Source organism: Gynuella sp. (assembly GCF_050297175.1).
Taxonomy (GTDB): Bacteria; Pseudomonadota; Gammaproteobacteria; order Pseudomonadales; family Natronospirillaceae; genus Gynuella.
Genome location: NZ_JBNKSF010000026.1, coordinates 53,712 through 79,140, shown reverse-complemented (window position 1 = coordinate 79,140; position 25,429 = coordinate 53,712). Strand labels below are relative to the sequence as shown.

Annotated in this window: 25 protein-coding genes; 14 read left to right on the top strand and 11 right to left on the bottom strand. The window is 48.4% G+C overall.

Annotated features, from left to right (window positions below; translation table 11 throughout):
• The first annotated feature begins 15 nt into the window (after nucleotides 1–15).
• Nucleotides 16–1,203, top strand: coding sequence for an imelysin family protein (locus ACQY6I_RS09415; protein ID WP_428241230.1), 1,188 nt, complete (start codon nucleotides 16–18; stop codon nucleotides 1,201–1,203).
• 94 nt (nucleotides 1,204–1,297) lie between these two features.
• Complete coding sequence (locus ACQY6I_RS09410) at nucleotides 1,298–2,146, top strand: HDOD domain-containing protein (protein WP_428241229.1); 849 nt, start codon at nucleotides 1,298–1,300, stop codon at nucleotides 2,144–2,146.
• Nucleotides 2,147–2,153: 7 nt separating this feature from the next.
• Here the strand turns inward: ACQY6I_RS09410 and cysQ are convergent, their stop codons facing one another.
• Nucleotides 2,154–2,942, bottom strand: a complete 789-nt coding sequence (gene cysQ / locus ACQY6I_RS09405) for a 3'(2'),5'-bisphosphate nucleotidase CysQ (RefSeq protein ID WP_428241228.1) — start codon at nucleotides 2,940–2,942, stop codon at nucleotides 2,154–2,156.
• A gap of 171 nt (nucleotides 2,943–3,113) precedes the next feature.
• On the opposite strand from cysQ, the gene yrfG reads away from it, so the two are divergent.
• From yrfG to ACQY6I_RS09375, 6 genes are all read left to right on the top strand, one after another.
• Nucleotides 3,114–3,785: a GMP/IMP nucleotidase gene (gene yrfG / locus ACQY6I_RS09400; protein ID WP_428241227.1), complete on the top strand. Its 672-nt coding sequence runs from the start codon at nucleotides 3,114–3,116 to the stop codon at nucleotides 3,783–3,785.
• 9 nt (nucleotides 3,786–3,794) lie between these two features.
• Entirely contained in the window at nucleotides 3,795–4,193 is a 399-nt protein-coding gene (gene hslR / locus ACQY6I_RS09395) for a ribosome-associated heat shock protein Hsp15 (protein ID WP_428241226.1), read from the top strand.
• Between the two features lie 5 nt (nucleotides 4,194–4,198).
• Complete coding sequence (gene hslO / locus ACQY6I_RS09390; protein ID WP_428241225.1) at nucleotides 4,199–5,065, top strand: Hsp33 family molecular chaperone HslO; 867 nt, start codon at nucleotides 4,199–4,201, stop codon at nucleotides 5,063–5,065.
• A gap of 32 nt (nucleotides 5,066–5,097) precedes the next feature.
• Nucleotides 5,098–7,398, top strand: coding sequence for a Tex family protein (locus ACQY6I_RS09385; protein WP_428241224.1), 2,301 nt, complete (start codon nucleotides 5,098–5,100; stop codon nucleotides 7,396–7,398).
• A gap of 44 nt (nucleotides 7,399–7,442) precedes the next feature.
• Nucleotides 7,443–9,023, top strand: coding sequence for a glutamate--cysteine ligase (gene gshA, locus ACQY6I_RS09380; protein ID WP_428241223.1), 1,581 nt, complete (start codon nucleotides 7,443–7,445; stop codon nucleotides 9,021–9,023).
• A gap of 151 nt (nucleotides 9,024–9,174) precedes the next feature.
• Nucleotides 9,175–9,375 (top strand): ribosome modulation factor, encoded by a 201-nt coding sequence (locus tag ACQY6I_RS09375; protein WP_428241222.1) that lies wholly within the window; start codon nucleotides 9,175–9,177, stop codon nucleotides 9,373–9,375.
• Between the two features lie 30 nt (nucleotides 9,376–9,405).
• Here ACQY6I_RS09375 and ACQY6I_RS09370 read toward each other — a convergent pair whose 3' ends face one another.
• Entirely contained in the window at nucleotides 9,406–9,786 is a 381-nt protein-coding gene (locus tag ACQY6I_RS09370) for a flagellar basal body-associated FliL family protein (RefSeq protein WP_428241221.1), read from the bottom strand.
• Nucleotides 9,787–10,055: 269 nt separating this feature from the next.
• Here ACQY6I_RS09370 and ACQY6I_RS09365 point away from each other — a divergent pair, with 269 nt between their 5' ends.
• From ACQY6I_RS09365 to ACQY6I_RS09345, 5 genes are all read left to right on the top strand, one after another.
• Complete coding sequence (locus ACQY6I_RS09365; protein WP_428241220.1) at nucleotides 10,056–10,562, top strand: disulfide bond formation protein B; 507 nt, start codon at nucleotides 10,056–10,058, stop codon at nucleotides 10,560–10,562.
• A 231-nt stretch (nucleotides 10,563–10,793) separates the two neighbouring features.
• Entirely contained in the window at nucleotides 10,794–11,270 is a 477-nt protein-coding gene (gene rsd / locus ACQY6I_RS09360; RefSeq protein WP_428241219.1) for a sigma D regulator, read from the top strand.
• 294 nt (nucleotides 11,271–11,564) lie between these two features.
• Nucleotides 11,565–12,434: a WD40 repeat domain-containing protein gene (locus ACQY6I_RS09355; protein WP_428241218.1), complete on the top strand. Its 870-nt coding sequence runs from the start codon at nucleotides 11,565–11,567 to the stop codon at nucleotides 12,432–12,434.
• Nucleotides 12,435–12,664: 230 nt separating this feature from the next.
• Nucleotides 12,665–13,411: an AAA family ATPase gene (locus ACQY6I_RS09350; protein WP_428241217.1), complete on the top strand. Its 747-nt coding sequence runs from the start codon at nucleotides 12,665–12,667 to the stop codon at nucleotides 13,409–13,411.
• Between the two features lie 193 nt (nucleotides 13,412–13,604).
• A complete protein-coding gene (locus tag ACQY6I_RS09345; RefSeq protein WP_428241216.1) occupies nucleotides 13,605–14,528 on the top strand; it encodes a hypothetical protein in 924 nt (307 codons plus the stop codon).
• A 27-nt stretch (nucleotides 14,529–14,555) separates the two neighbouring features.
• Here the strand turns inward: ACQY6I_RS09345 and ACQY6I_RS09340 are convergent, their stop codons facing one another.
• Nucleotides 14,556–15,023 carry a DUF2390 domain-containing protein gene (locus ACQY6I_RS09340; RefSeq protein ID WP_428241215.1) on the bottom strand — a complete coding sequence of 156 codons (468 nt, stop codon included), beginning with the start codon at nucleotides 15,021–15,023 and terminating at the stop codon, nucleotides 14,556–14,558.
• A 242-nt stretch (nucleotides 15,024–15,265) separates the two neighbouring features.
• Between ACQY6I_RS09340 and ACQY6I_RS09335 the strand changes: the two genes are divergently transcribed.
• Nucleotides 15,266–17,173: an ATP-binding cassette domain-containing protein gene (locus ACQY6I_RS09335; protein ID WP_428241214.1), complete on the top strand. Its 1,908-nt coding sequence runs from the start codon at nucleotides 15,266–15,268 to the stop codon at nucleotides 17,171–17,173.
• A 141-nt stretch (nucleotides 17,174–17,314) separates the two neighbouring features.
• On the opposite strand, the gene ACQY6I_RS09330 is transcribed toward ACQY6I_RS09335, so the two are convergent.
• Genes ACQY6I_RS09330 through ACQY6I_RS09295 form a run of 8 tightly spaced genes read right to left on the bottom strand, consistent with a single transcriptional unit; the run spans nucleotide 17,315 to nucleotide 25,424 of the window.
• Nucleotides 17,315–18,556 carry a pyridoxal-dependent decarboxylase, exosortase A system-associated gene (locus ACQY6I_RS09330; protein ID WP_428241213.1) on the bottom strand — a complete coding sequence of 414 codons (1,242 nt, stop codon included), beginning with the start codon at nucleotides 18,554–18,556 and terminating at the stop codon, nucleotides 17,315–17,317.
• The gene (locus ACQY6I_RS09325) at nucleotides 18,553–20,151 is read right to left on the bottom strand and encodes an acyl-CoA ligase (AMP-forming), exosortase A system-associated (protein ID WP_428241212.1); all 1,599 of its coding nucleotides are present in this window, start codon (nucleotides 20,149–20,151) and stop codon (nucleotides 18,553–18,555) included. Before ACQY6I_RS09325 ends, ACQY6I_RS09330 begins: the two co-directional genes overlap by 4 nt.
• Nucleotides 20,148–21,137, bottom strand: a complete 990-nt coding sequence (locus ACQY6I_RS09320) for an acyl-CoA dehydrogenase family protein (RefSeq protein WP_428241211.1) — start codon at nucleotides 21,135–21,137, stop codon at nucleotides 20,148–20,150. The genes ACQY6I_RS09325 and ACQY6I_RS09320 overlap by 4 nt, the downstream gene beginning before the upstream one ends.
• An 18-nt stretch (nucleotides 21,138–21,155) precedes the next feature.
• Nucleotides 21,156–22,340 (bottom strand): acyl-CoA dehydrogenase family protein, encoded by a 1,185-nt coding sequence (locus tag ACQY6I_RS09315; RefSeq protein ID WP_428241210.1) that lies wholly within the window; start codon nucleotides 22,338–22,340, stop codon nucleotides 21,156–21,158.
• Nucleotides 22,337–22,627: a hypothetical protein gene (locus tag ACQY6I_RS09310; RefSeq protein ID WP_428241209.1), complete on the bottom strand. Its 291-nt coding sequence runs from the start codon at nucleotides 22,625–22,627 to the stop codon at nucleotides 22,337–22,339. The genes ACQY6I_RS09315 and ACQY6I_RS09310 overlap by 4 nt, the downstream gene beginning before the upstream one ends.
• A 16-nt stretch (nucleotides 22,628–22,643) precedes the next feature.
• On the bottom strand, nucleotides 22,644–24,041 hold the full coding sequence (locus tag ACQY6I_RS09305) for an MATE family efflux transporter (RefSeq protein WP_428241208.1): 1,398 nt from the start codon (nucleotides 24,039–24,041) through the stop codon (nucleotides 22,644–22,646).
• On the bottom strand, nucleotides 24,032–25,153 hold the full coding sequence (locus tag ACQY6I_RS09300) for a hypothetical protein (RefSeq protein WP_428241207.1): 1,122 nt from the start codon (nucleotides 25,151–25,153) through the stop codon (nucleotides 24,032–24,034). Before ACQY6I_RS09300 ends, ACQY6I_RS09305 begins: the two co-directional genes overlap by 10 nt.
• Nucleotides 25,140–25,424, bottom strand: a complete 285-nt coding sequence (locus tag ACQY6I_RS09295) for an acyl carrier protein (protein WP_428241206.1) — start codon at nucleotides 25,422–25,424, stop codon at nucleotides 25,140–25,142. The genes ACQY6I_RS09300 and ACQY6I_RS09295 overlap by 14 nt, the downstream gene beginning before the upstream one ends.
• Nucleotides 25,425–25,429 lie beyond the last annotated feature (5 nt).

The window sequence follows — 25,429 nt, the reverse complement described above, 5'->3', positions numbered from 1 at the left end:
CAAGGAAATCTTTGAGTGAATCGTAAAACAACTCTGGCAATCGTTGCCGCTCTGGTCATCCTGAACGGCTGTGACCGACCCGAACCGACCCAGGCGGAAATTGCCGCAACGGAGTCACCAGCCTTCCAACCGATTGCTGAAGTAGACCCGACACCATTGGTAGAATACTGGTATCACCGGGCGGAAAGCTGTCTGGATCTGGCCTTATCCTCCGCCAGAGAACTGCAATCCAATGTCGAAACGTTTCTGCTCGAACCCAGCCAGTCCAAACTCGACCTGGCCAGAACCAGCTGGCGAGCGGCCCACGGCAACTATATTTCCTGCACACTCTACAGAACTCAGGCTACCAGCTCGCAAAGGCAAGCGTTTCTGGACAGAATCACCTCAACCATCGATGCATGGCCGATTCAACCTGGATTTATCGACTACCTGCCGGATTATCCGCAAACAGGCTTGATTAATGACACGACACTGCAGCTGACTCAGGAACGGCTGATAAAGGAACATCAATTCAGTTCACTGGAAGATATTGCTCTGGGATTTCACGCTCTGGAATTTATGCTTTGGGGTAATGATAACAATCGTCCGGTAGATGACTTCATCGCCGTTGCCAGTCACAAAGCAGACAATGACATTGAACTTGAGCCACAGAACCGTCGCCGTCACTACACCACCTTATTAACCCATCATCTGACGGAGCAATTAAAGTTACTGACGGACGCCTGGAATATTGATAACGAAGGCGATGCCCTGAGCCTTAAGAACATGCCGGCTTCGGCACAACTGAACTATTTACTATCGGCACTCTACAATACCCTCAAGCAACAGGTATTGGCAGGATATTTCACCCCGGCCGCGGAAAATGACATGGAAGCCAGTAATGAGGCACCGTTCAGCAGCTCCACCCACGAGGCATTGGTTTCCATTCTGCTGGAGCTGAATGCCATGGTGGTCATGGAACCTCAGGGTGAACATCAGAATCTGGCCCAGTTTATCGATAAACAACATCCGGAATCAGCCCTCAAACTTACTGAGGCACTCAGTGAAGTAACGGCAGCACTTGATCAACTGCCAGCAGATTACCTGCAAGACCTGGAGGCTAATACGGCAAAAATCGATACAGTTAAACAAAAGATCAATGCTACGCTAGACGTTCTTCAGGAGATTGCCGGACAATATGATCAGACTCTGACATTATTGTAATAAATCCTGCAGCGCTGTTAACAAATTTATCCGACACCCAACCCGGAAGCGGCTAAACTGTACCGGTGTGTAGATAATCCACATAGAGAGCATTATGGAACTGACACAAGATCAGATTAATAGAATTCTTCAGGGCATTTCGATTCCTCCGCAGCCGCAAATCATGGTAGATCTCCAGATGGAACAGTTGCAGCCTAATCCGGATATTCAACATATTGCCCAATTGATCTCCCAGGATGTCGGTCTTGCCGGAACCATGCTGAAAATCGTCAACTCTCCATTGTTAGGTTTATCCAACTCCATAACCTCAATCCAGCAGGCCGTCATTTTGCTGGGTTACAACGCCGTTATCGGTCTTGTAAACGGAATTTCCATCAAAGGCGAACTGTCCGACGAAGAAATTTCCAATCTCAATCGCTTCTGGGATTCGGCCATGGACATTGCACTGGTTTGTGCCGCTGTGTCCAAACAGATCAACTTCCGCAATATCGATGACGCTTACTCCATTGGCCTGTTTCATAATGCCGGCATTCCATTGATGGCCAAGCGCTTCAAGGATTACTTTGACATCATGGCGGAAAGCTATCGCACTAAAGGCAAACGCTTGATAGATATCGAAAACAAACATTTTCAAACTAATCATGCAGTCATCGGCTACTACGTTGCCCGTAGCTGGCACTTACCCAAAGTTGTCAGCGACGCCATTGCCGACCACCACAACATCGACCATATTCTGCGCCAGGGTAACGCGGAAAAAACCGCACTGATCTGCATTTTGAAAATTGCCGAACATATTTGCCGTGAGTATAAAAATCTCGGCGATTCGAACATCAATTACGAATGGGAAACGTATGGAGAGGAAATTATGCTCTATACCGGACTCAGTCAGTATGATATCGAGAGCATGGCCTCTAATTTTGTTGACCTTGGCCTGATCGTCTGAACATCGGCTACAGCGCCAATAAATTGCTCAACCACCGGGGATCCCTCAAGGCATAAAAATGAGGATTCAGTAGTTGGGGTTTGTTATATCTAAACCGGCGTCCGTCACTATCTACCAGTAGACCACCAGCACCTTCCAAAATCGCCTGACCGGCGGCGGTATCCCATTCACACGTCGGTCCAATGCGTGGATACAAATCCGCCTGGCCTTCTGCCAGACGACAAAACTTTAACGCACTACCCTGCTGAATTCGCTGAATGCTGAAATCAGTCTGCTGCAACCACTCGAACCACGGTCCCCGGTGCTTCAGTCTCCGGCTTCCCACCACTCGAAATTCGTTATCATCATTTCGAAAACCGTGCAGACGCTGACGCCCATGAAAACTGCCCAGCACCCGGCTCCCCCAGTAATAATCACCGGTTACAGGCTGAAAAATGAAACCGAGCAATGGCTCATCCAGATCCATGAGTGCAATGGCGATACAGAACTCACCGTTGTGAGCAATAAAGTCCTTGGTGCCGTCCAATGGATCGACCAGCCAGTATCGTTGCCAGGATTTACGCTCCTCCCAATCAATAATTGACTCTTCTGACATAATGGGAATTTCCGGAGTCAACCGTGTCAGTCCCTCAAGAATGACATCATTGGCGGCAAGGTCAGCAGCTGTCACTGGAGATTCATCACTCTTAGCCTGAATATCGTAGTTTTCGGGACAGTCATAGATAGCCAGAATCACATTACTTGCACGCTGGCAAATTTCGACAAGTTCAGGTACAAGCTCAATTAAATTTTCCATAGTGGCATTCTTACTTCAGGAACTATTGGGGAAGTCGACCATCCGGCGAGCACCGACAGCCATTTAAATAATAGCAGTTATGGTAAAAAAAGATGGAGTAAAAGAGTCAGCTTTTACAGCATGAAAAGTACGCATTTACGAAGTCATCGTATATTCTTCAGGAGCACTTGAATGATCAAATGGGAACAAGTGGACTGGGTATTTCTAGACATGGACGGAACCCTGCTGGACCTACATTTTGATAATCACTTCTGGCTGAACTTGGTTCCTGAACAACTGGCCCACCGTGACTTCAACCACCTGCCTTTTGATCAGGCAATCGATGCCAGCAGAGCGGCTGTATATGAACGGTATCAGTCAGTTCAGGGAACTCTGGACTGGTACAGCACAGAATATTGGAATCAAACACTGCAACTACCGATCATGGAACTATCCCAACAACAGCAACACCGGATTCGCTATCGTTATGACAGCGAGCAGTTCCTGAAATGGCTTAAACAGCAGAACATGCAGGTGGTCATTCTGACCAACGCTCATCCCGATAATTTACATCTGAAACACCAGGTCACCGGGCTACTTGATTATGTTGATATGGCGATTAGTGCACATCAGGTGAAATATCCTAAAGAAAACCCTTTATTTTGGCCGGCATTGTCCCAACATTTGCCATTCGATCCAAACAGGACACTGCTCATTGATGACAATGAATCTGTACTTTCCACCGCAGTTGCAGCTGGTATTGCCCAGGTATTATGCATTTCCCAGCCAGATACCACTCAGCAAAGCCGGATAATTCCGGATTTTCCTGCCATCACCTGTTTCCATGAAATCATTCAATCGTAACCATTAGCTATGACAGATCAAAAATCAATTCGACTGGACAAGTGGCTCTGGGCCGCGCGTTTCTATAAAACCCGCTCCATCGCCAAAGATGCGATTGAGGGCGGTAAGGTTCACTACAATGGAGCCCGTACCCGTCCCAGCAGAGCGGTGGAACTGGAAGCCACCATCAGATTGCGGGTAGGCTGGGATGAAAAAACCATCATCGTCCAGGAACTTAGCGATCAACGGCGCGGCGCGCCGGAAGCTCAGAAGTTATATCAGGAAACAGAAGAGTCAGTGCAAAAACGTCAAGTTGCAGCACAGGCGAGAAAAGATATGAATCAAAGTATACTCGCGCCGGAAAAACGTCCCAGCAAAAAACAACGCCGGGATATTCTTAAAATCAAACACGATTATTCAGACGACTAACCGCCATGAGCAATCCAGATCAAAGCCAACGTTTTTTATTTGATAACAGCCCGGTCAGAGGAGAGCTGGTTGGCCTCCACAAGACCTATCAGGAAGTATTGTCAAAGCACAATTATCCGGAACCGGCCCAACAATTACTCGGACAGTTCATGGCCGCCGCCGCCCTGCTGTCTTCACGCCTTAAACTGGATGGCAGCCTGATTTTGCAGGTCTCCGGAAACGGTCAGGTAAGAGTGTTAATGGCCGAATGCAATGCTGCCGGTGAATTACGTGCCATCGCTCAATACAATGATGATTTCGATGATCAGGGTAAAACTCTGGGCAGCGGCCAGTTGACGATTACCTTCGATCCCGTCAAAGGCAATCGTTACCAGGGCATTGTCAGCCTGAATGACGGTGAAAACCTGGCCGATGTATTACAACAGTATTTTACCCAGTCAGAACAACTCGATACCCGCATATGGCTTGCTTGTGATGGTCAGAATGCCAGTGGACTGCTGCTGCAGCGATTACCAGCAGAACAGCATCATGATCGCGATGAAGACGACGATATCTGGAACCGGGTTACCCACCTGGCAGGAACCATTAAAGCCGATGAGCTGTTGAACCTTACCAACGAAGTTATACTTCACCGTCTGTTTCACGAAGAACAGGTTCGTCTGTTTGAGTCAGAGGATCTGAGTTTCAAATGTGGTTGCTCACGCGAGCGCTCCGCCAGAGCGTTGCTTCACCTTGGACTGGATGAAGCCCGCCAGCTTATAGAAACACTTGGACACATTGATACTGATTGCCAGTTCTGTCACCAGCGCTACAGTTTCAGTGCCGACCAGGTAGAGGCTATTTTTCAGGAACAACGAAATTCACTTAATTGAAATTCACTTAATTAATGGAACCACCAGAAAACATGCAAAAGATTTTTTCTCAAATTGCGACTGAACTGAATGCTGGACTGAATCAGGTTACCGCTGCAGTATCTTTGCTGGACGATGGCGCGACAGTGCCTTTTATTTCCCGTTACCGGAAAGAGGTCACTGGTGGTCTTGATGACGGCCAGCTGCGTACTCTGGAAGATCGTCTGCGTTACCTGCGCGAACTGGAAGAACGTCGTGGTGCAATTCTGAAAAGCATCGATGAACAGGGCAAGCTGACTCCGGAACTGAACCGCGATATTCAGTCTGCGGTCACCAAAACCGAACTGGAAGATCTGTATCTGCCTTACAAACCCAAGCGCAGAACCAAAGCCCAGATTGCCATTGAAGCCGGCCTGTTACCGTTAGCAGACTTACTACTGGAAGATCCGACCCGCACACCGGAGCAGGAAGCCGAGGCATTCCTCAATACCGAACACAATATCAATGATGTCAAATCAGCGCTCGAAGGAGCCCGTTTTATCTTAATGGAACGCTTCGCCGAAGACGCACACCTGCTGGCCAAGTTACGAGACTTCCTGAACCGTGAAGGTTTGTTAACCTCTGCGATCGTTTCTGGCAAAGAGTCTGAGGGGGAAAAATTCCGCGATTACTTCGAATACAGCGAAAAAATAAACAAAGTTCCGAGTCACCGCGCCCTGGCAGTCTTTCGAGGCCGTAACGAGGGTATCTTACAGATCAACCTGACACTGGATGGTGATGAACCGGGTCAGCCTTCGGCCTGTGAAGGCATCGTTGCCGACCATTTCAACATCCTCAATCAAGGTCGACCAGGAGATAAATTTCTGGCAGAAGTGGTGCGCTGGACCTGGAAAGTAAAATTGCTGACCCACATGGAAACAGAACTGTTCGGACAGCTGCGCGAACAGGCAGAAAATGAAGCCATCAACGTCTTTGCCAAAAACCTTAAAGACCTGCTGCTGGCTGCTCCAGCCGGCCCCAAAGCAACGATCGGACTGGATCCAGGTTTGCGAACCGGTGTGAAGGTTGCCGTGGTCGATGCAACTGGCAAGGTGCTGGATCACGGTGCGATCTTTCCTAATCCACCGCAAAACAAAATCAAAGAATCTGAAAAAATTCTGGCCGCCCTGTGTCAGAAATACAACGTTGAACTGATTGCCATTGGCAACGGTACCGCCAGCCGTGAAACTGATCGTTTTGTGGCCGGCATGTTCAAACAGTATCCGGATCTGAACGTTCAGAAGGTGGTCGTCAATGAATCCGGCGCATCTGTTTATTCCGCGTCAGAATTTGCTGCCAGAGAATTCCCGGATCTTGACGTTACCATTCGAGGTGCTATTTCCATTGCCCGGCGCCTGCAAGATCCTCTCGCCGAACTGGTGAAAATCGACCCCAAGAGTATCGGTGTTGGTCAGTACCAGCATGACGTTTCCCAGGTAGCCTTATCAAGACAGCTTGATGCCGTCGTAGAAGATTGTGTAAACGCAGTTGGCGTAGATCTCAATACGGCTTCGGCACCTTTGCTCAGCAGGGTGTCAGGATTGACCGCCAGCATGGCTTCAAACGTTGTTGAGTATCGCCAGAACAATGGTGGTTTCAAAAACCGTAAAGAACTGTTGAAAGTCACCCGTCTCGGACCGAAGGCTTTTGAACAGGCGGCCGGATTCTTAAGAATCACAAACGGCGATAACCCATTGGATCAATCGGGAGTACACCCGGAGTCTTACGAAGTCGTAAACACCATTGTTGCCAAGCTACAAAAACCGGTTACTGCCATCATCGGTGACCACAAAACCCTACGTGCACTGAATGCCGAAGAATTTACTTCAGAGCAGTTTGGTCTGCCAACCGTTAAAGATATTCTCAGCGAATTGGAAAAACCCGGACGTGATCCACGCCCGGAATTCAAAACAGCTGTGTTCCAGGAGGGTGTCGAAGAACTCAAAGATCTCCGCCCTGGCATGATCCTGGAAGGAACGGTTACCAACGTCACCAACTTTGGCGCATTTGTGGACGTAGGAGTACACCAGGACGGCCTAGTCCATATTTCTGCGATGAGCCATCAGTTTATTGATAACCCTGCCAAAGTGGTCAAAGCGGGGGATATTGTCAAAGTCAAAATTATGGAAGTGGATGTTGCCCGTAAACGCATTGGTATGAGTATGCGTCTAGACGATCAACCCGGCGAAGAGAAAAGCGAAAACAAACCCGGTAATCGCAATTCCGGTAAGGGTCGTCAATCGCAACCAGCTCCATCAAACACTATGGCGGCCTTATTTGCCAAGGCCCAGAACAAGCAGAAAAAGCGGCTCTGACCCGGTCACAACTTCGACCTGCTGCAAGCATGAGGAAACCCGAATTGAATACGATACTGGAAAAGCGCCTGAAATGGTTAGGCTCACTCACTCCACAAGCCATCCGTTTCATCCGTGGCATTGAAAAAGAAGGGCTGCGGGTGACCCCGGATAGCCGATTGGCACAAACCAGTCATCCGGTGGGACTTGGCTCGGCATTAACGCATCCCAGTATCACTACTGACTATTCGGAAGCCTTACTGGAGTTTATTACTCCAACATTCAACAGCACCGAAGAAAACCTGGATTATCTGGAAAACCTACATCGTTATGCCTATCTCAAAATGCCGGCCAATGAACTCATTTGGCCTGGCAGTATGCCGGCAATTATCGACAACGAACAGGATGTACGAATTGCCGAATATGGTTCATCGAATATAGGCCGTCTGAAACACGTTTACCGACATGGCCTGTGGCACCGTTACGGACGCATAATGCAGGCTATCGCCGGCCTGCATTTCAACTTTTCCATGACGGATGAGTTCTGGCAGCACTTTCAGCAGCATCAACAAAACAATCAGTCGATAGAGGATTTCAAATCAGACCGTTATTTTTCCCTGATTCGTCACTTCCGTCGTCACTCCTGGTTGTTAATGATCCTGTTCGGAGCATCTCCAGCCATTGATCAATCGTTCCTGAAGTCCGCGACCAATAGACTATCGCATCTTCACCGCAGAACACTGATTTCACCAACCGCAACCTCTCTGCGTATGAGTGATATCGGCTATACCAATAGTGCACAGGCAAACCTTCATGTTTGCTTCAATGGCTTACCCACCTACATTCAAACCCTGCGTTCGGCTATTCATACCGAGTACCCGGCTTACGCCAGCATGGGCATTAAAAAGGGCGATGACTATCTGCAAATGAATACCAATATTCTGCAGATCGAAAATGAGTACTACAGCGACATCCGTCCTAAAAGAACTGTTCAATCCGGCGAAAAACCGGTCTGCGCATTACAACGCCGCGGTGTGGAATACATCGAAGTACGGTGTATGGATCTTGACCCCTTCAACCCCATAGGTATCAGCGCACAAAGCATCGCCTTTTTGGAGTTGTTTTTGACCTGGTGCATGTTGAGTGACAGTGAATTCATCAGCGATGAGGAATGCGAACTGTTAAAACAAAACCTGGCAGGCATTGTTATGAACGGCAGTCAACTGGACCAGGACTATCCCACCATGACCGGCAGTTTCAAACTTCGGCAACAGGCCACGACAATACTTGATGAGCTAAAACAGTTAGCCGAAGTAATGGACCACATCAATGGCGATTCAAAATACCGGACAGTCATCACTGAGGCGCAAGAAAAAATCGACCATCCTGAACTGTTGCCATCGTCAAGAATCCGTGCACTGCTGGAAGATGGACAGGAATATCACGAACTCATGCACAACCTGGCGCAGCAACACCGTGAAACCCTGATGCAGACACCGTTATCAGAGCAACAGATTCAGTCAATGGAAACCATCACTGCGGAGTCGTTACAACACCAGCGGGAAATCGAGTCAAACGATGATATTTCTTTTGAGCAGTTTCTTGCTGAATATCAGGATCAGGATGCGCGTTTCTGTCACGACTGACAAAAACACCTATGACTAAAATATGAGAACATATTTGCGTATTTTGTGAACAACTAGGTGGAGCCATTTAATTACGCTTCGATACAATAAGATACACAAAGGTGATAACTCACTAAAAAATCCAGTAAAACTGATGCCAGGAGCACGGCTTATGGATAATAAAACCGAATGGAATCTTGAATCTCTGAATAAGGCATACCAGCAAGGCTACATGCGTGGCCTGGCTGGTTACAGCGATGCTAAGGACAACCCATATATAGATGAAATCCTTGCTGCGGCGTGGGATTCGGGTCTTGATGATGGTAACGAACAACTCAGCAAAATATCTGAGGATCACCCCAAAAGAGCTTGAATTATTCGTTATCAGGGTTACGTCAGATGGTTATTGAACCACAAAACTGGTAAACAGCACCTTGTCAATCATGGGTTTTCCAGTTTCCTGAATCATAACTTCCTGTAAGCCGGTCAGTGCTTCTTCTTTAACCTTCTCTTTTCCTTCAATGGTCGAAAAATCGTCTGCCTTCTGTTTACTCAACAGCATAATCAATTGATGCCGCAAATAATCTGCATGATAGGTAATTTCTGAGCTGGCCATTTCATCATCTGTCGTCTGCAGAGTCACCTCCACCTTGAGATAGTGCAGTCGTTTACCATCGTTGTAGTTCACAATAAAAGCTGGTTGCAGGTCCACAAACGTGGACGCACGGGTCAATCCCGAAATCAGCAACAACAAAATCGGAAAAAATTGTCTAAAAATAGCCATTCCAAGTCACGATTTTCTGTAAATACCAGTAACTATCTTAGCTGGTTTTTCCGTTTTCGCGTAACATATCTGGCCGATTGTTGAAGATCTGTCTTCACGCATAGACGCATAGAGCCCCCTGGACACATGATCAATCGTATCGTCCCCCGGAATGGGATCAATATTGACGTACGGATCCACGATAAGCCTGGGCAGGCATTCGTTGCAGATTCCAACAAACAGTGAAACATTACCCTCAAATTGTTAACTGATAAGAACTTAGGAACCATATGCTCTGGAATATCCGTACTCTCAATTTATTGGCCTTTCTCGTTACCGCCGTTGCAATGGCAACAGCCCTACTGTATTTCCAGGGATACCTGGGCCTGACGGCATGCCCGCTGTGCATTTTCCAACGGGTCGGCATGATAGGGGCCGGTGCAATATTCCTCATTGCCGGACTGCACAAACCCGCCAATACAGGAACCAGAATTTACGCACTGATAGGCCTCATTCCCACAGGTTTTGGTGCGTTCATCGCCGCAAGACACATCTGGATCCAGGGACTGCCACCTGATCAGGTACCCGCCTGCGGTCCGGACCTTGCGTACATGATGCAAAATTTTCCATTGCAACAAGTGATTAATACTGTTTTGAAAGGTAGTGGGGAGTGTGCCGACGTTCAGTGGAACCTGCTGGGTTTGACGATTCCCGGATGGACTCTCACTGTATTTATCATTCTGATGATGTTCCAATTGCTGCAACTGATCAAAGGTGACTTTACCCGGAAAGGTTAATCCCTTTTCGAAGCTTTCGGTAATGCTTGCTTTGCCGTTTGGTGTAAACTTACCTATATTACAAGCAGTTGAATTAGACAGGTTGTTGAAAACTCTGCCGGGCCGCAAATATAACAACAGCGCCCGATGATCGAACATTCGATCAACAACCTGAGGATACTTACTTTAACAACACACTGACAGAATAGCTGCACGGACAGTGTGTGAGCCGACTCGTAGGATGATGCCATTATGTTGCAACAAATCACTAATGCAAAAGAACGCTGGGGTGGCGTTAACGATGTCATCGACAGATGGCTGAACGAACGTCAGGAACTGTTGGTCAGATTCTGTTCAATTGAAGGACTGGAAGAGTTTCAATCCACACCAACCTCTGTATCCTCAAAGATCCAGTCTTTCTTCGATATTCTCATTGACTATGTTTCTGCCGGGCACTTCGAAGTATACGAAAAGCTATTGAAACAGGCTGATCAATACAACGATGACGGTAGAACCCTGTATGATCGCGTGTATCCAGAGTTGCAAAAAAATACCCAGGAAAATCTGGACTTTGCCGATAAATATGCAACCGAAGAACTGTGTCGCCAGAATCGTGAATCGCTGAGTTCTGATCTGTCAAAACTGGGTGAAGCTTTGGAAAACCGCTTTCAACTGGAAGACCAGTTAATAGAACAGTTACACGAAGTTCATCGTGAAAAAACTGCCTGAGTCATGATTCAAACGGAGTAGTTAAGTACTACTCCCTCCTGCGTTTTTGCCTTTCTCTTTTCAGCCGCACACCCATCTGTTTTAACTTCTGTACCGTCCCATACAAATGGCACAACAGTATTCTCCATCATTTCAATGAGCATTAGGGCACTGAGGCAGCTACAATATTTCAATGAATACCTACATCATCGTCATCCTAACTTAAAGAGCAGCATGTTCAGGCCCTTATACCTTTTGATCTGTCTTGCACTAACAGCATGCGAGATACCTGACAAACCCGCCCGGCAATGGCAAATGGCCTTACAGGGTAGTTATGACACCAGTATTTCAACAGATGGTAGCTACCTGCTGATAGCCTCTATTTTTCATGGGGCCAGTCTATGGGACACCCGCCAATACGCCCGCCTGTATAACTGGAACCACAAGCAAGGCAACTTCACTGAAGTGCTGACAACAGCCATTTCACCGGACCAACAGTTTGCATTAACCATTGAAGAACGCGATATGGTTATCTGGAGCACCAAATCAGGTAAAGCACAGGGATACTGGAGCGCTCCGGACGATGTACTGGATGCAGAAATCACCAATGGTGGCAAATTTGTCTTTCTGGGCATGGCGAACTTCAGAGCCAGCCTGTTTGATGCTGTTCACGGCGGAACGATTCGTGAGTTTCGCCATGATGGTCCGATCATGAGCGTTTCCCTGAGCGCAGATGGCCTGACTGCACTCACAGGGTCTGAAGACCATACCGCCAGAGTCTGGGACATCAGTACAGGACAACAGCGTGCATTATGGCCACACGACAATACCGTAAGACTGGTGAAACTGGCTCCGAGTGGCGAGTTCGCCTTCACGGCTTCAAATCGTGAGAAAGCCAACCTCTGGGACGTGCATACCGGCAAACTGATTCAACAGCTGAGTACCAGTAATCAGACTCTAAATGCCGCCAGGTTTGTCTCAGAAGATAAGGAAATCATAACCGGCAACAATAATCGTCTGGTGCAGCTCTGGGACATCAAATCAGGCAAACAAATCAAGTCCTGGAAACTCCCTCAAACCGGTAAAAAGCAGTATAGCAGCTCATTTATTTATGACCTTGCACCCGCTGGAGAAAATTTTCTGGCAGCATCTTCAGATGGCTACCTGTTTCTGTTATTAAGATAATAGCAACAAAAAATCATTACCCCCGTAACAATTTTCAGACCGGTGAGTTTGAAAACCGGCCCGATAAGTTGCCGCAAAGCCAGGCGGCACCCTCGCCAGATGTAAATGCTTACTCAGGATTATTTTTGACTATGCTGAGATAAATTATGCAAAACTGTATCTGTTCTGCTAGTACTGATAGCATAGATATAAAGTTTTCGACGCAAACTTACTCAAATGTGGTGACTCCGTTGTCAGAGCAGCATTCCAGTAAAGAATCTCATATTAACGATATGCGATCTCAGCCCCGGGTTATTTCCAAATCCCAGCCGGTAAGAATTCTGATTGCCAACGCCAAAGGGGGCTGCGGCAAAACCACTATCGCCACGAACATTGCCAGCCGTTATGCTTCCAACAATCTGAACACCTGCCTGCTTGATTTTGACCCACAAGGCTCCTGTATGCAGTGGCTTCGGGTGCGGCAGTCTGACCAACCTGAAATCCATGGTGTGGCGGCTTATCAAAAAACCCCAGGACAAGTAACCCGTACCTGGCAGCTCCGAAGCCTTCCCATCAATACCAACAGAATTGTTATTGATACACCTAGTGGCATAAATGGCCCACTATTAAACGATCTGATCAGAGAAGCAGATCTCATTCTGGTACCTGTCACCCCCTCTCCTATCGATATCAGAGCAACGACACAATTCATTAAAGATGTGCTATTGAGTCCGGCATTCAGAAGCAAGCCCAAACATATTGGTGCAGTAGCAAACAGAGTGAAGCGTAATACACTGGTATATGCAAAACTAAAACTGTTTTTAAACAGCTTGAAAATCCCCTTTATTGCGACCCTGCGTGATACTCAGTTTTATATTCGTGCATCTGAATATGGTGTGGGAATCCATGATTTGAAAAACCGGCAAAAATCAGATGAAAAAGAATGGTCACCATTAATGCAATGGCTGGAAGATCACATTCCGGATCAAAGTGGATGACTTTAATCATATTCGCCTGAATATTTAGGTTTTTTTCAGTACAAACCCAAAAAAACCATTGACACTTTAATTGCGACTGGCTATTCATTGCACATCCTGTTTAGCGGTCAATTCTGATTCACTTTAATCAATAAATCTGCCTAAAACAGACTCTATAATGAAAGTAGCAGTTTAACTAATGAGGTAACTCCTAATGCCAGCAGCTAAGAAAAAAGCGCCCGCCAAGAAAAAAGTAGCGGCGCCTAAAAAAGCCGTAAAAAAAACCCCCGTAAAGAAAACAGCCACTGCCAAAAAAGTTGCTGCTAAAAAAGCTGTTGTAGCAAAGCCTAAAAAAGCTGCTGTAGCAAAGCCGAAAAGCGCAGCGGTTTCCCCTGTTGAGAAGCTGGAAGCAGAAATCTCCAAATTGCAAGCTCAACTGGAAAAAGCAAAAGCAGGCTTGGTTGCTGACGCAGAAAAAGCTTTCCAGAAAGCGAAAAAGGCTGCCGACGCTGCCACTAAAAAAGCAGTAACAGCTACTCAAAAAGCAGCTAAAGCCAAATCCTCTGCCGCCAAAGCTAAAGCCGTTGAACAAAAACAGGCAGCATCTGCTGCAGCCTCTGCCGCCAAAGCAGCTCTGGCTACCGCGAAAGAAGAGTTAAGCGCACTTGCAAATCAGGCAAAAGAAGAGAATGCCCTGAAGAAAGTGGTTGATAACGCAGTCAAAGAGTTCAATAAGAAAAAAGCCGTCGCAGAAAAAGCCAAAGCTAAAAAGAGCAGAGTAAAGGCAAAAGCGAAGACCAAGGCAAAACCAACGGCCGCTAAAGCCCCCAAAAGCAGCGTAGCAGCACCTGCAGCGAAAACCGCGGCACCCAAAAAAGCCAAAGCAGCCAAAGCGACCAAAACAGCAACTAAAAAGGCTGTTGCCAAGAAACCCGCCGCGAAAAAAGCAGTCGCCAAGAAAGCACCCGCTAAAAAGGCTGCTGTTAAAAAAGCACCTGTAAAAAAAGAAGCGGTTAAACCAGAAGCAGTAGAGCCAGTCTCAACTCCTATTCCTCAGGAGCCTACTCCAGAAGTAGTGACTACCGTACCGGAAGTTGGTGAAAATCGCAGTCTGTTCAATCCTGAAGAAGACGCATAAGGTTTTCATTCCATTAAAGAGGGCTATTCAGCCCTCTTTTTCATTGACGTCATGTCCCAGCTGAATCAACCACTCCAACTCTGCTTCTGAGAGCACATCACCGCCCCCCAACTTGTCCAACAACAACGACAACGATGATTCTGGCCCACTACTCGGAGCTACCGATACCACACGCCATAGCTCATCGAAATACGCCCGTTCCAACTGTAATTCCAGTTGTAGCAGCCGATGATAAAACCCTTTAAATGCCGACATCTCACGTACACCTGTACGAATCCTTCGCCAGGGTTTAATGACTGCCTGGTAAAGCTGGCGGGCGTCATCAGTAAGAGAGCTCACTTCCTGTTGATGTGTGTAAAACCACAAAGCCAATAAGATACGCACCACATCCAGATCTCGCTGATCCTGCCATTGCAGCAAGCGTTCAGCCACACTATCCTGCTGATACATTGCACAAATATCTTGCCAGGCCTGTTCCTGCTTGTTTCCGGACATAGATGACTACTCCCATTGAAATATCATTAGCGCTATGCTCTTGCCAACCGTCAGAATGGCCAGCTCCGCTCACATACCTCACTGGCCGTTTAAGAGATTTCCCAGCGCAGGATGCATTTATACTGGCTCTCAACAATATCCCTCTGTCACACAAAAGCGTAATTCCTCAGGCAGAAATACCTGCCTGCTGAATAACCTGCTAAAATCCGCGGCCAAAACTCATCATATACGCTAATCAATTCATGATTCATATAAAAGACCTCAGCATGTATCAGGGTGCCACCCGGCTGCTGGACCACACTTCTGTACAACTTCACGATGGCTGGAAAATTGCCCTGATTGGTGCCAATGGATGCGGAAAGTCCAGTTTCTTCTCTCTGCTGCTGAATGGTCTGACCGCTGACAGCGGCGAATGCTCCATTCCAAGTGTCTGGCGTGTATCTCATATGGCCCAGGAAATTTCGGACAGTCACAGATCTGCACTGGACTACGTGCTGGATGGACACACCGAATATCGACGCCTGGAAGCCGTTATCCATGATGAGACCCAGAATCCGCAAACCCTATCCAGGGCACTGGCGGCATTCGACGACATCCGTGGATACGAATGTCCCAGTCAGGCTGAAAGATTACTATCCGGCCTTGGCTTTCAACCCCAACAATTCAACAATCCGGTCAATTCATTTTCCGGTGGATGGCGTATTCGTTTGAATCTGGCCCGGGCGCTCATGGTTCCATCAGATCTGCTGCTGCTTGACGAACCAACCAACCACCTGGATATGGAAGCCTGTATATGGCTGGAGAAATGGCTGAATGCTTATCAGGGTACATTGTTGTTCGTATCCCATGATAAAGAATTTATTAATAACGTTGCTGATCACATTGTCAGTTTCGAGGCCCAGACCTTACAGCTCTATAACGGCAATTATGACACTTATGAAATCACCAAGGCTCAGCGTCTGCTACAGCAGCAGTCAGCATACGAGAAGCAGCAGCAACGAATTCAGGAGATCCAGTCTTTTGTAACCCGCTTCAAAGCCAAGGCCAGCAAAGCCCGTCAGGCCCAGAGTAGGGTAAAAGAACTGGAGCGTATGGAATTGATTGCACCGGCGCATATGGACAGTCCGTTCAACTTTCATTTCCGTGAAGCAGACAAAACCTCCGACCCTCTGATCAGGATCGATAACCTGAACATCGGTTATCAGGATACCCCCATCCTGGAAAACATAAACCTGATGATCAGTCCCGGTGACCGGATAGGCCTGCTCGGTGTGAACGGTGCGGGAAAATCCACATTGATCAAGTTTCTGGCCCACGAGATCAGAAAAATCAGTGGTGATGAATATCGTGGACAGAATCTCGCCGTTGGCTATTTCGCTCAGCATCAGCTGGAGGCACTGCGTGCAGATGATTCGCCTCTCAGTCATTTTCGTCGTCTCGCACCTGATACCCATCAGCAGGAGCTGAAAAATTATCTGGGAGGATTTGGTTTTCAAGGAGATAAAGTCGATGCCCGGATTGCCAACTTCTCTGGTGGAGAAAAGGCCCGGCTGAGTCTGGCCACCGTTTCCTGGTATCGACCCAACCTGCTGTTACTCGACGAACCAACCAACCACCTCGATCTGGAAATGCGGCATGCGTTGACCATGGCACTGCAATCATTTGAAGGGGCGGTTGTCCTGATTTCCCACGATCGTTATCTGTTGAGAAATACTGTGGATCAGTTCTGGGTTGTCGCCAATGGTCGAGTCACCAGCTTCGACAATGAATTGGAAGATTATTATCGCAACCAGTCCGGCACTCCCAAAAATGAAGTGGTCACTGAAACCAAAACAGAAAACAAATCCGCAGCAGATGCACAAGCGCGCAAACGCCGTGAAGCCGAGATTCGCCGGCAGTTAAGTCCGATAAAAAAACAGATTGAGAAAACGGAACAACAACTGAATCAGTACCAGCAACAGAATAGTGAACTGGAACGGCAGCTGGCCGACAGCGAACTGTACAGTGATGAGCGCAAGGCCACTCTGATTGAGTTACTGGAACAAAAAAAATCTCTCGACAGTAACATCGAAGCCCTGGAACAAACCTGGCTGAGCCTTCACGATGAACTGGAAACCTTGCAGCAGGATCTCACTAAAGACCAGGCCTGAAGCTACCACAATCACAACAGTCGCGCCGGATACTCATCCGGCGTTCCGGCACTCACCAGCATCCTCTGCGCACTTCATACTCTTAAAAACGCCGATTTATTCAGGTTTATTGTTTCCGTTCAGATATTTCATTGGAATGCATTAGACCAGTGCCTCCCTCACCTCCGGATGACTCAGAAACAAACCCGGACTGGCACTTCGACCATACGCGCCCGATTGGAAGACCACCACCAGATCACCTGGTTGCGCAGTATGAAGAGTGGCGTTATCCGCGAGTTGATCCAACGGTGTACATAACGGCCCCACAACCGTGGCGATTTCATTCGCATCACCGTGGCGGGCATTAATGGCCAAAGGATAGTTACGCTTGATCACCTGACCAAAATTACCCGAAGCCGCCAGGTGCTGATGCATACCACCATCGATAATCAGAAAGTTTTTTCCCCGCGATTCTTTTTTATCAATGATACGACTGACATAAACACCCGCTTCACCAACCAGATAACGACCCAGTTCAATCACCAGTCTGGCATGGGGATGACTGACATTGAGTTCAGCGTCCATGTCATGAAGCTGGCGTGCAATGGGTTCAACGTCCAGCGATGTGTCATTCACCGTATAGGGAATGCCAAAGCCACCACCGAGATTAAGATATTTCAACGATAATCCAAAATGCTGAACCCATTCCAATGTCAGCTCGTAACTTTTTCGCTGCACTTCAACAATGGCGTCACTCTTCAGATTCTGTGAGCCGGCGAACATATGAAACCCTTCAAACGACAGATCGTATTTCTGAATACGTTCCAGCATGTCAGGTACATATTCCGCATCGATACCAAACTGTTTTGAACCACCGGACATTTTCATACCAGAAGCTTTCAACTCAAACGGCAGGTTGACGCGAACGCTGACGCGTATTAGTGGATAGCGTTTACGAAGGTCTGCGAGCAATTCAACTTCGCGGAACGACTCAACATGAATAAGTATCCCTGCAGCAACAGCCTGCTCCAGTTCTGCCAATTGTTTACCAGGACCGGCAAAACTGATGTGCTCGCTGTGCATGCCGCTGTCCAGCGCAACTCGCAACTCAGCGGACGAAGCTACATCAAAGCCTTGCACACTCGGCTGTAATGCACAAACCAACGCAGGCATGGGGTTGGCTTTTATAGCGTAGTGCAGCAACAAACGTTCAGGCAGCATGGCTTTCAGTTGTGTGATGCGCCTTCCTATTCGCTGACGGTCATACAGATAACAGGGCGTTCCGCCAACACTGGCAACAACATGTGAGAGAGGCTGACCATTCAGGGTAAATTCACCCTGTTCATTCCTGGGCCAGATCGCAGAGTGTTCGTATGCAGTCTTGTGCTTGTTTACCTGACTCATTGGTCGACAACCTCCGTGTTGTTTTCCAGTAAAGTATTGCGCAACAGGTTGCGGTCGATTTTGTTATTACTGTTACGTGGTAAGGAATCTGTCTCAACCATAATCGTCTTTGGTAACATGTAGTTCGCCAGGGTTTTGCTCATATGGGCAATCAGAGCACGTTCGTCAAAATCGTCCGAACTTGTGTGAACCACCAAAACCACTTTCTGGCCGAGCCGCTCATCCGGCACACCAAACACAGCAGCTTCATGAACCAGGTGACTGCTGTAGGCAGCCTCTTCCACTTCCGTCGGACTGATGCGATACCCGGAGGATTTGATCAGCTCATCACTCCGCCCAACAAAATACAAATAGCCTTCATCATCCCGGTAAACCAGATCACCGGAAAACACTGCCATCTCGTTGCTAACACAACCACCGGCTACAGGAATCTGCCGGAAACGCTTCGCCGTTAACTCAGGCGCATTCCAGTAACCCAGACTGACAGTTGAACCACGATGCACCAACTCACCATGCTCACCGGGCGCACAGGGAGTCAGATCCGGTCGCAGTACCATGATTTCCTGATTGGGAATGGCTTTGCCAATGGAATTGGGTCTGGCGGACACCTGCTCGGGGTCGAGATACGTTGAGCGAAAGGCTTCGGTCAATCCATACATCAGATAAGGACGTGCTTTGGGTGCTTTTTTCTGCAACACATCCAGAACACTGCGAGGCATGGCGCCACCAGTGTTAGCGAAGTAACGCAAGCTTTCAGCAATTGCTTCTGACCAGGGGTGTTCAATTAACTGAATCCACAACGGTGGTACTGCTGTCATGCCTGTCACACCTTCCGCCGCAATTACTTTCAAGGCTTCTTTAGCGGTGGTGTATTCGTACAGAACAACCGTCGCCCCTGCAGTAAAGGCAGTGGTTAATTGTGAAAAGCCAGCGTCGAATGAAAACGGTAGAGCCGCTATCAAAACGTCATCTGCCCGTTGCTGAAGATATTCAGCAACACTGGCGGCACCCGAAACCAGATTGCGATGGCTGACAACCACCCCTTTTGGTAAGCCGGTACTGCCAGAGGTATAAAAGATGGCTGCAATATCCTGATCAATGATATTCACGGCCTCGGTACTGGCCGGTGCCGGAATAAATTCGTCCCATTGCCGGAGCATGTATGCGGGCTCAGTCTGAGATGATACGGTCATCCCCTGCTTGAACACCACGGTTCTTAAATCCGGGCATTCGTTGAGCGTGGATTCGATCGACAGGTAACGCTCCGGCGAGGTAATCAGAACCTCCACATTGCAGTCATTCAATATGTGTTTCAGTTGTGAGGCCTTCAGCGCCGGATTGATCGGCACGAAGACACAGCCGGCCATAGCCGAACCAAACGCAGCGATAACGTATTCAAAACATTTGGACAGATAAATACCAACCCGTGCAGAGCGAACAGCACCACATGCCAGAAGTGCATCAGAAAATTCCTTCACAGATTGGTGAAGTTCGGCATATGTCATCACCTGTTGTTTGTGGCGCAATGCAATTGCATCGGGCGCCACCTCACTGCGATGGCTCACCAGATGATGTAACAGAGTCGCAGGTTTCATACGGCCTCCTTAGAATCTGAATCAACCGAAGCCCAGAGATGCAGTTGCCCCATCAATGTTTTAACCTGTTCAAACAAACGGCTGAACGGCAATCCTTCCACAAAACCGTGACCAGCAGCAGTTTGCAGAGCATCTCTGGAGAGTTTAAATGTCAGCTCATCCAGATAATCCAGAACGGGTACTATTGTGTCTGCAGCTGCTATTTCCTGATCGAACAGAAAATCCAGATACAGGGTGAGCGCTTCCTGGTGCAGCGTAATATCCGCAAGGCGCAGCGCAACCGCCTGGTGCTGGTAAATGGGTTTGCCGGATGATTGCCGCTCACGTGCATACTGATATGCAGATTCCGTCATTTTTTGGCAGACACCCACCAACAAACCACCGTACAAACCCAGCATCAACGTTTTAAACTGCTGCCATTGTTCAGCTACCAGTGTATGTGTGACAGTTGCCTCGAACGTATCTGAAGGTATAAACAACAGCCGATGAAAAACAAAACCCGGTGTCTGCACCGCTGAAGGCAGAAGCGACGTAACCGCACTAAAAGGTATAGTTCGGGTCTGCATCTGCCCGGTTGAAGTTTGCCTTTCCAGCAAGGTGATGTCGGATTCGTTACCGGGAGCAGCCAACAGCATCACCGCATGATTCTGGTTAAATCGCAGAGCAATGTTTTCAGTCATCGGCACAGCGATCATCTCTGCCGGGGTAGCACTCAGACCTTGCAGAGCAGCATCACTGTTGGCAATGGCCAGCTGCTTTGCCGCCTGGTACATCAGATTGATTTGTTCCTGAAAGGTATCGGTCAATGCCCCGGCTTCTGCAATATCCAGTGAGCGGATCGTTTTCACGGCTTGCTGCACACCCGCGGCAGTTAAGTGATCCGGATTGACTGTATCAATACCGTGAGCAACCCGTTGTAGCTCCTCAATATACGGTTCTGTCTGGACAGACGGTCCAAAGCGAATATCAGCGGTTATAGTTTCCATGATGAATCCTTCTTGTGTTTACGCAGCCGATTGCGCTTTGGCGATCATCAGTCGTTGCATGTCTCCAGTGCCTTCCAAAATGTCGAATCCTTTCGCATCGCGATAAAACTTCTCAATCGGGTTATGTTTCTGCATTGCCTGAAACGGAAAAGTGCACGTCAGGTAATGGGCCAGGTCTATAGCTGTTGTGGAAGCAAACGCTTTGGCAATGGAAGCAAAGGTTGAAGCACGCTGCTGCTGATCGTAGCTATGAGCAGCACGCAACGACATCAGCCGCGAAGACTGACAACGGGCAGTAAAGACATCAAGCCGATGTGCTACCGCTTCACGCTCGGCGATAGTCAGTTCAACCTGATTTGTCTGCAGTAGATTGCGCGTGTATCGGATAATTCCGATACAACTGCCGTTAATGACCGAAGATAACACCGGGCGCATAAAATCCCAGGAGTGCTGAGCACCTGTGAAAGCGTCGATCAGTGGACCGCGTTTACCGTTATGACCCAGCATGTATTCTTTAGGTACGCGACACTCGGTAAAGGACAGATGTGTTAACTGACTCGACCTTAAACCGAGCATGTCCTCGCAACGGTTAACCTTGAAGCCTGGCGTGTTTGCCGGCACGACATACGCCCGGATACCAAAGCGCCCTTTCGACGGATAAGCATTGGCGAAAACCACCACCACTTCAGCTCTCGCACCATTCGTGATAAAACACTTTTCGCCGTTGAGAATGTAATCATCACCATCCTGAGTGGCGGTTGCTTTCAGGGCAGTGGCGTCCGAACCGCAGTCGGGCTCAGTGATGGCAAACGCACCCCAGACAGGAACATCGCGATCTATAAAGCGTTGCAGGTAAGCACGCTTCTGCTCTTCTGTTCCCAGGTGCAATACCGGCGGCATCGACAAACCCGGGCCCGGCATACTGATGGGCAGGCTCGGGCAAATTTCACCAATACGCTCAAACAGCACAGCCCTTTGCAGAGCTGTTTCCGTCATTTTCACACCACCGTAAGCAACCGGGATATTGATTCGATTCAATAGATCCACCGGGGTTACCGACCAGATTTCCTCTGGTATTTCTCCGGTCATGTCCGCTTGCAACGCCCATTCATGCATGGCGATCCGATACGCTTCCAAACGGTTGAAGTGTTCGGGGTCGCTGTCTTTTATTTGCCTTAGAATGGCATCGGTATCTACGTTCACGACTCAACACCACTGGTTTTCTGACGATAGACTTCCAACAACTCCAGTACCGAAATGCCTTCAATGGTCATCCCGTCGTAGCGGCTGTTTTTAATGCTGACGTCAACCCAACTGGTGTTGTCGAACTGGCTTTGGTCGAACAAAACCTGCGAAAACCGGCTGTCTGAAAAACTGACCTCCATCAGCGTGCTGCCAGACAAGCGAACATCTTCCAATTGGCTGCAGGCAAAGTCACAATCGGTGGCGTGCATTTCATAAACAGCGTCAGTCAAATCTAACTTTTGCATTGTTATTCTCCTTGAACTAGAAGTTGGTAGTGTTTCGAGTAGGTTTGAGTTCGCGCATACAGCGCAGGGAAATAATGATGGCCGTAACAACGTAACCGGTGATCATTCCCCACCAGATACCCTGAACACCGAGTTTCAACACATAACCGAGCAACACCTGCATGCCCGATGCAATGAACAGATACCCGACAATGGCCTGGAACATGGGTGCTTTGGTTTGCCCGATACCGCGCAGAATGGCCGCGGCCATAATAATGACGCTCTGGAAGGCCAGAAAAATGCCACCCAGCGGCATCAGTTCTGCCAACAATCGCTGTGAATCTTCATCGGATACGCCCAGCAACAGCTGGCCAATTTCAACGGGCCATAACAGAAATACCAGATACACCACAACGCCATAACCCGCCGTCAGCAACATAGCAAGCAGGGCGATCTGGTTGCGTGCTGCAAATTGTGCTTGTGCATTGAGAACAGAAATATGCTGTACAACCGACTGGGACAGCCCAAGGGGAATAATAGAAACAACCACTGCCCATAAAGAGACAACCGAGTGTACCGGCATCGCATCTATGGCAAGCCGCCCGACAAACAGTGAGCTGAACAACGGCGCAAAGGCATCCAGAAACACCACCACACCGATTGGCCAACCGATGGCATAAAGAATGGACAGCGTTCTTCGTTTGACATCTTTTGATGAAGCCTGTCCGGACAACCGCAGTTCCGGAAAAACATAAAGTGACGCCAATGCGAGTACCAGCATTAACCATTGAGATGCGGCAACAACAGTGATGATAAACAGGGTAATCCACAGCGCGCTATCGAAACGGCTGGAAAAAGCCAAGCTGACAACAATAGTAAACAGCGCGCCAATCATATAAATGGCAGACGCAATTCCAGCTCGCTGGTTTAGCGAGGCGTGTATGCGGAAAGCAACCAGCAGAATCGTGGGAATGATGCCGAGACAGGACGCCAGTGCAAAAAAGTGACTGTAACGGGCAAAAGCAACATCATAATTCAAGCCTTTCAGTACAGGTCCAATCAGCGCACTGAAAATGGTTGCCACGATGGCAGCCACAATCGCCATTTTTAATCCGGCGGAAATAACATGGTGATAATACGCCGGATCGTTCTTGCCAATCGCGTCGCCACCCAACACATAAATCGCCTGCAAAATGCCAGAGATAACGATAAAAACGGTCAGGTTGATAGAGTTCACCAGTGAATAAGCGGAAAATTCCAGTCCACCAGCTGTTGCAATTAATCTTGCCACAATCAGACTGGCAATCAGTGGTGCCAGCTGAACAATTATCATTTTTCCAGCCAGAGTCAGCAGTGTTTTTTGAGGAGCGGGTTTCGCAGGTGGGTGCTCGTCTGTTTCGGATTCAGCGGTGACACCTGAAGTTTTCAGTTGCATAAAGGATTTCCTTGAGTTTGCCAGACCTGGACACAGACACAGCCGCTCCAGGACAACCCCCAGCTTAAAAGGTATGTATTGTTTTTTATCTTCCCCTGTCGCCAATCATTAAGTACATGACTCAAAATCAGGGGTGTCGATGCAGCACACAGATAACCACCGTCATCTGGTAGTCTGTTACGGTCGTAACAGGCTTTATCTGTCAGTTGTTGCAGCACCTGCTCATCCACTTCAGCATCGAGTCCGGATGGCAGCCAAAGATCAATGTCATCGGTAGTCAGACGCAGTTGATCCAGACAGGCGGCAATAGCTTCGCTGACGGCGCTCGTCATGTTGTCAATCGCAAACGACAGTTCTGAATGCACCGCTTTAGTGGAATATTCTGCAATCGGCGCAACATCGCGGCGCAGATTCACCTGAACATTGCCGGCAATGGCCACCGGCCCCTGTTCAACAAAAGAAGCTTTCTGGCTCTGGTATTGCCCAAGCAAAACCAAGCCATCAGGCTGGCTTTGCTGTTCAAACCAAAGAGCAACGGCCCCGTCAGCCAGCGGCGGTGAAGACGGCATAAAACGCGAAAACGGCAACATCCAGCGCTCACTTGCAACGAGCAACGCACTTTGCCCGGCATCCGGAACCATAGCCTTTATGATGTCCAGCGAAGTACCTAACGCTGCGCCCTGCATTTGAGAAACCGCAAAATGGTTTTGATCGGCGTTGCCGGTTTCGGCAGCCATCTGTGTTACGATAGATCGATACAGTTGACTGTCATCAAATGCGTTGGTGCACAACAGCATCAGGGCACACACCATGTTCTCGGACGGCCGTTCTGAACGTAGTTGCTGTAGGGCACCGACAGCCATATCCGCAATAGATTGGTCGGATTCCCGGAACCGATGTTGCCATCTGGTTTCCGGTGCGTAAGTTGATAATTGCTGAGGGTCAAACCCGGTCTGTGAATGAAAAAAATTCATCAGGCTGGCCCCCAAATCCACTGCACAATCCTGCCACTCGGACTGACAGCGCTGCTGCCAATCCTGGAGCGTTGATATTTCCCTGGGAATGACGGAACCGGTGTTGACCAATGTCAATCGGGGTTCAGCCTCGTTCATCCGTTTTGCTCCTGACAAATGCCATTAGGTTGCCAAAGCTTGAAAACAATTCTTCGGACAAATCTTCAACATCAACCGTGATATCCAGCTCATTTTCCAGCGACAACAGCAAGTCGGTGATCGTCAGTGAATCAAGACCCAGTTCATACAGGTTTGTTTCTTCGGTAATACTGCTGGCCGGTATGTTCAGTTTCAGTAAGTCGATAACCAAAGCAGCCGTCCTGCTGGTCAGTTGTGCATCAGTTGTTTGTGTTGTCACTTCAACGGTCATAACAA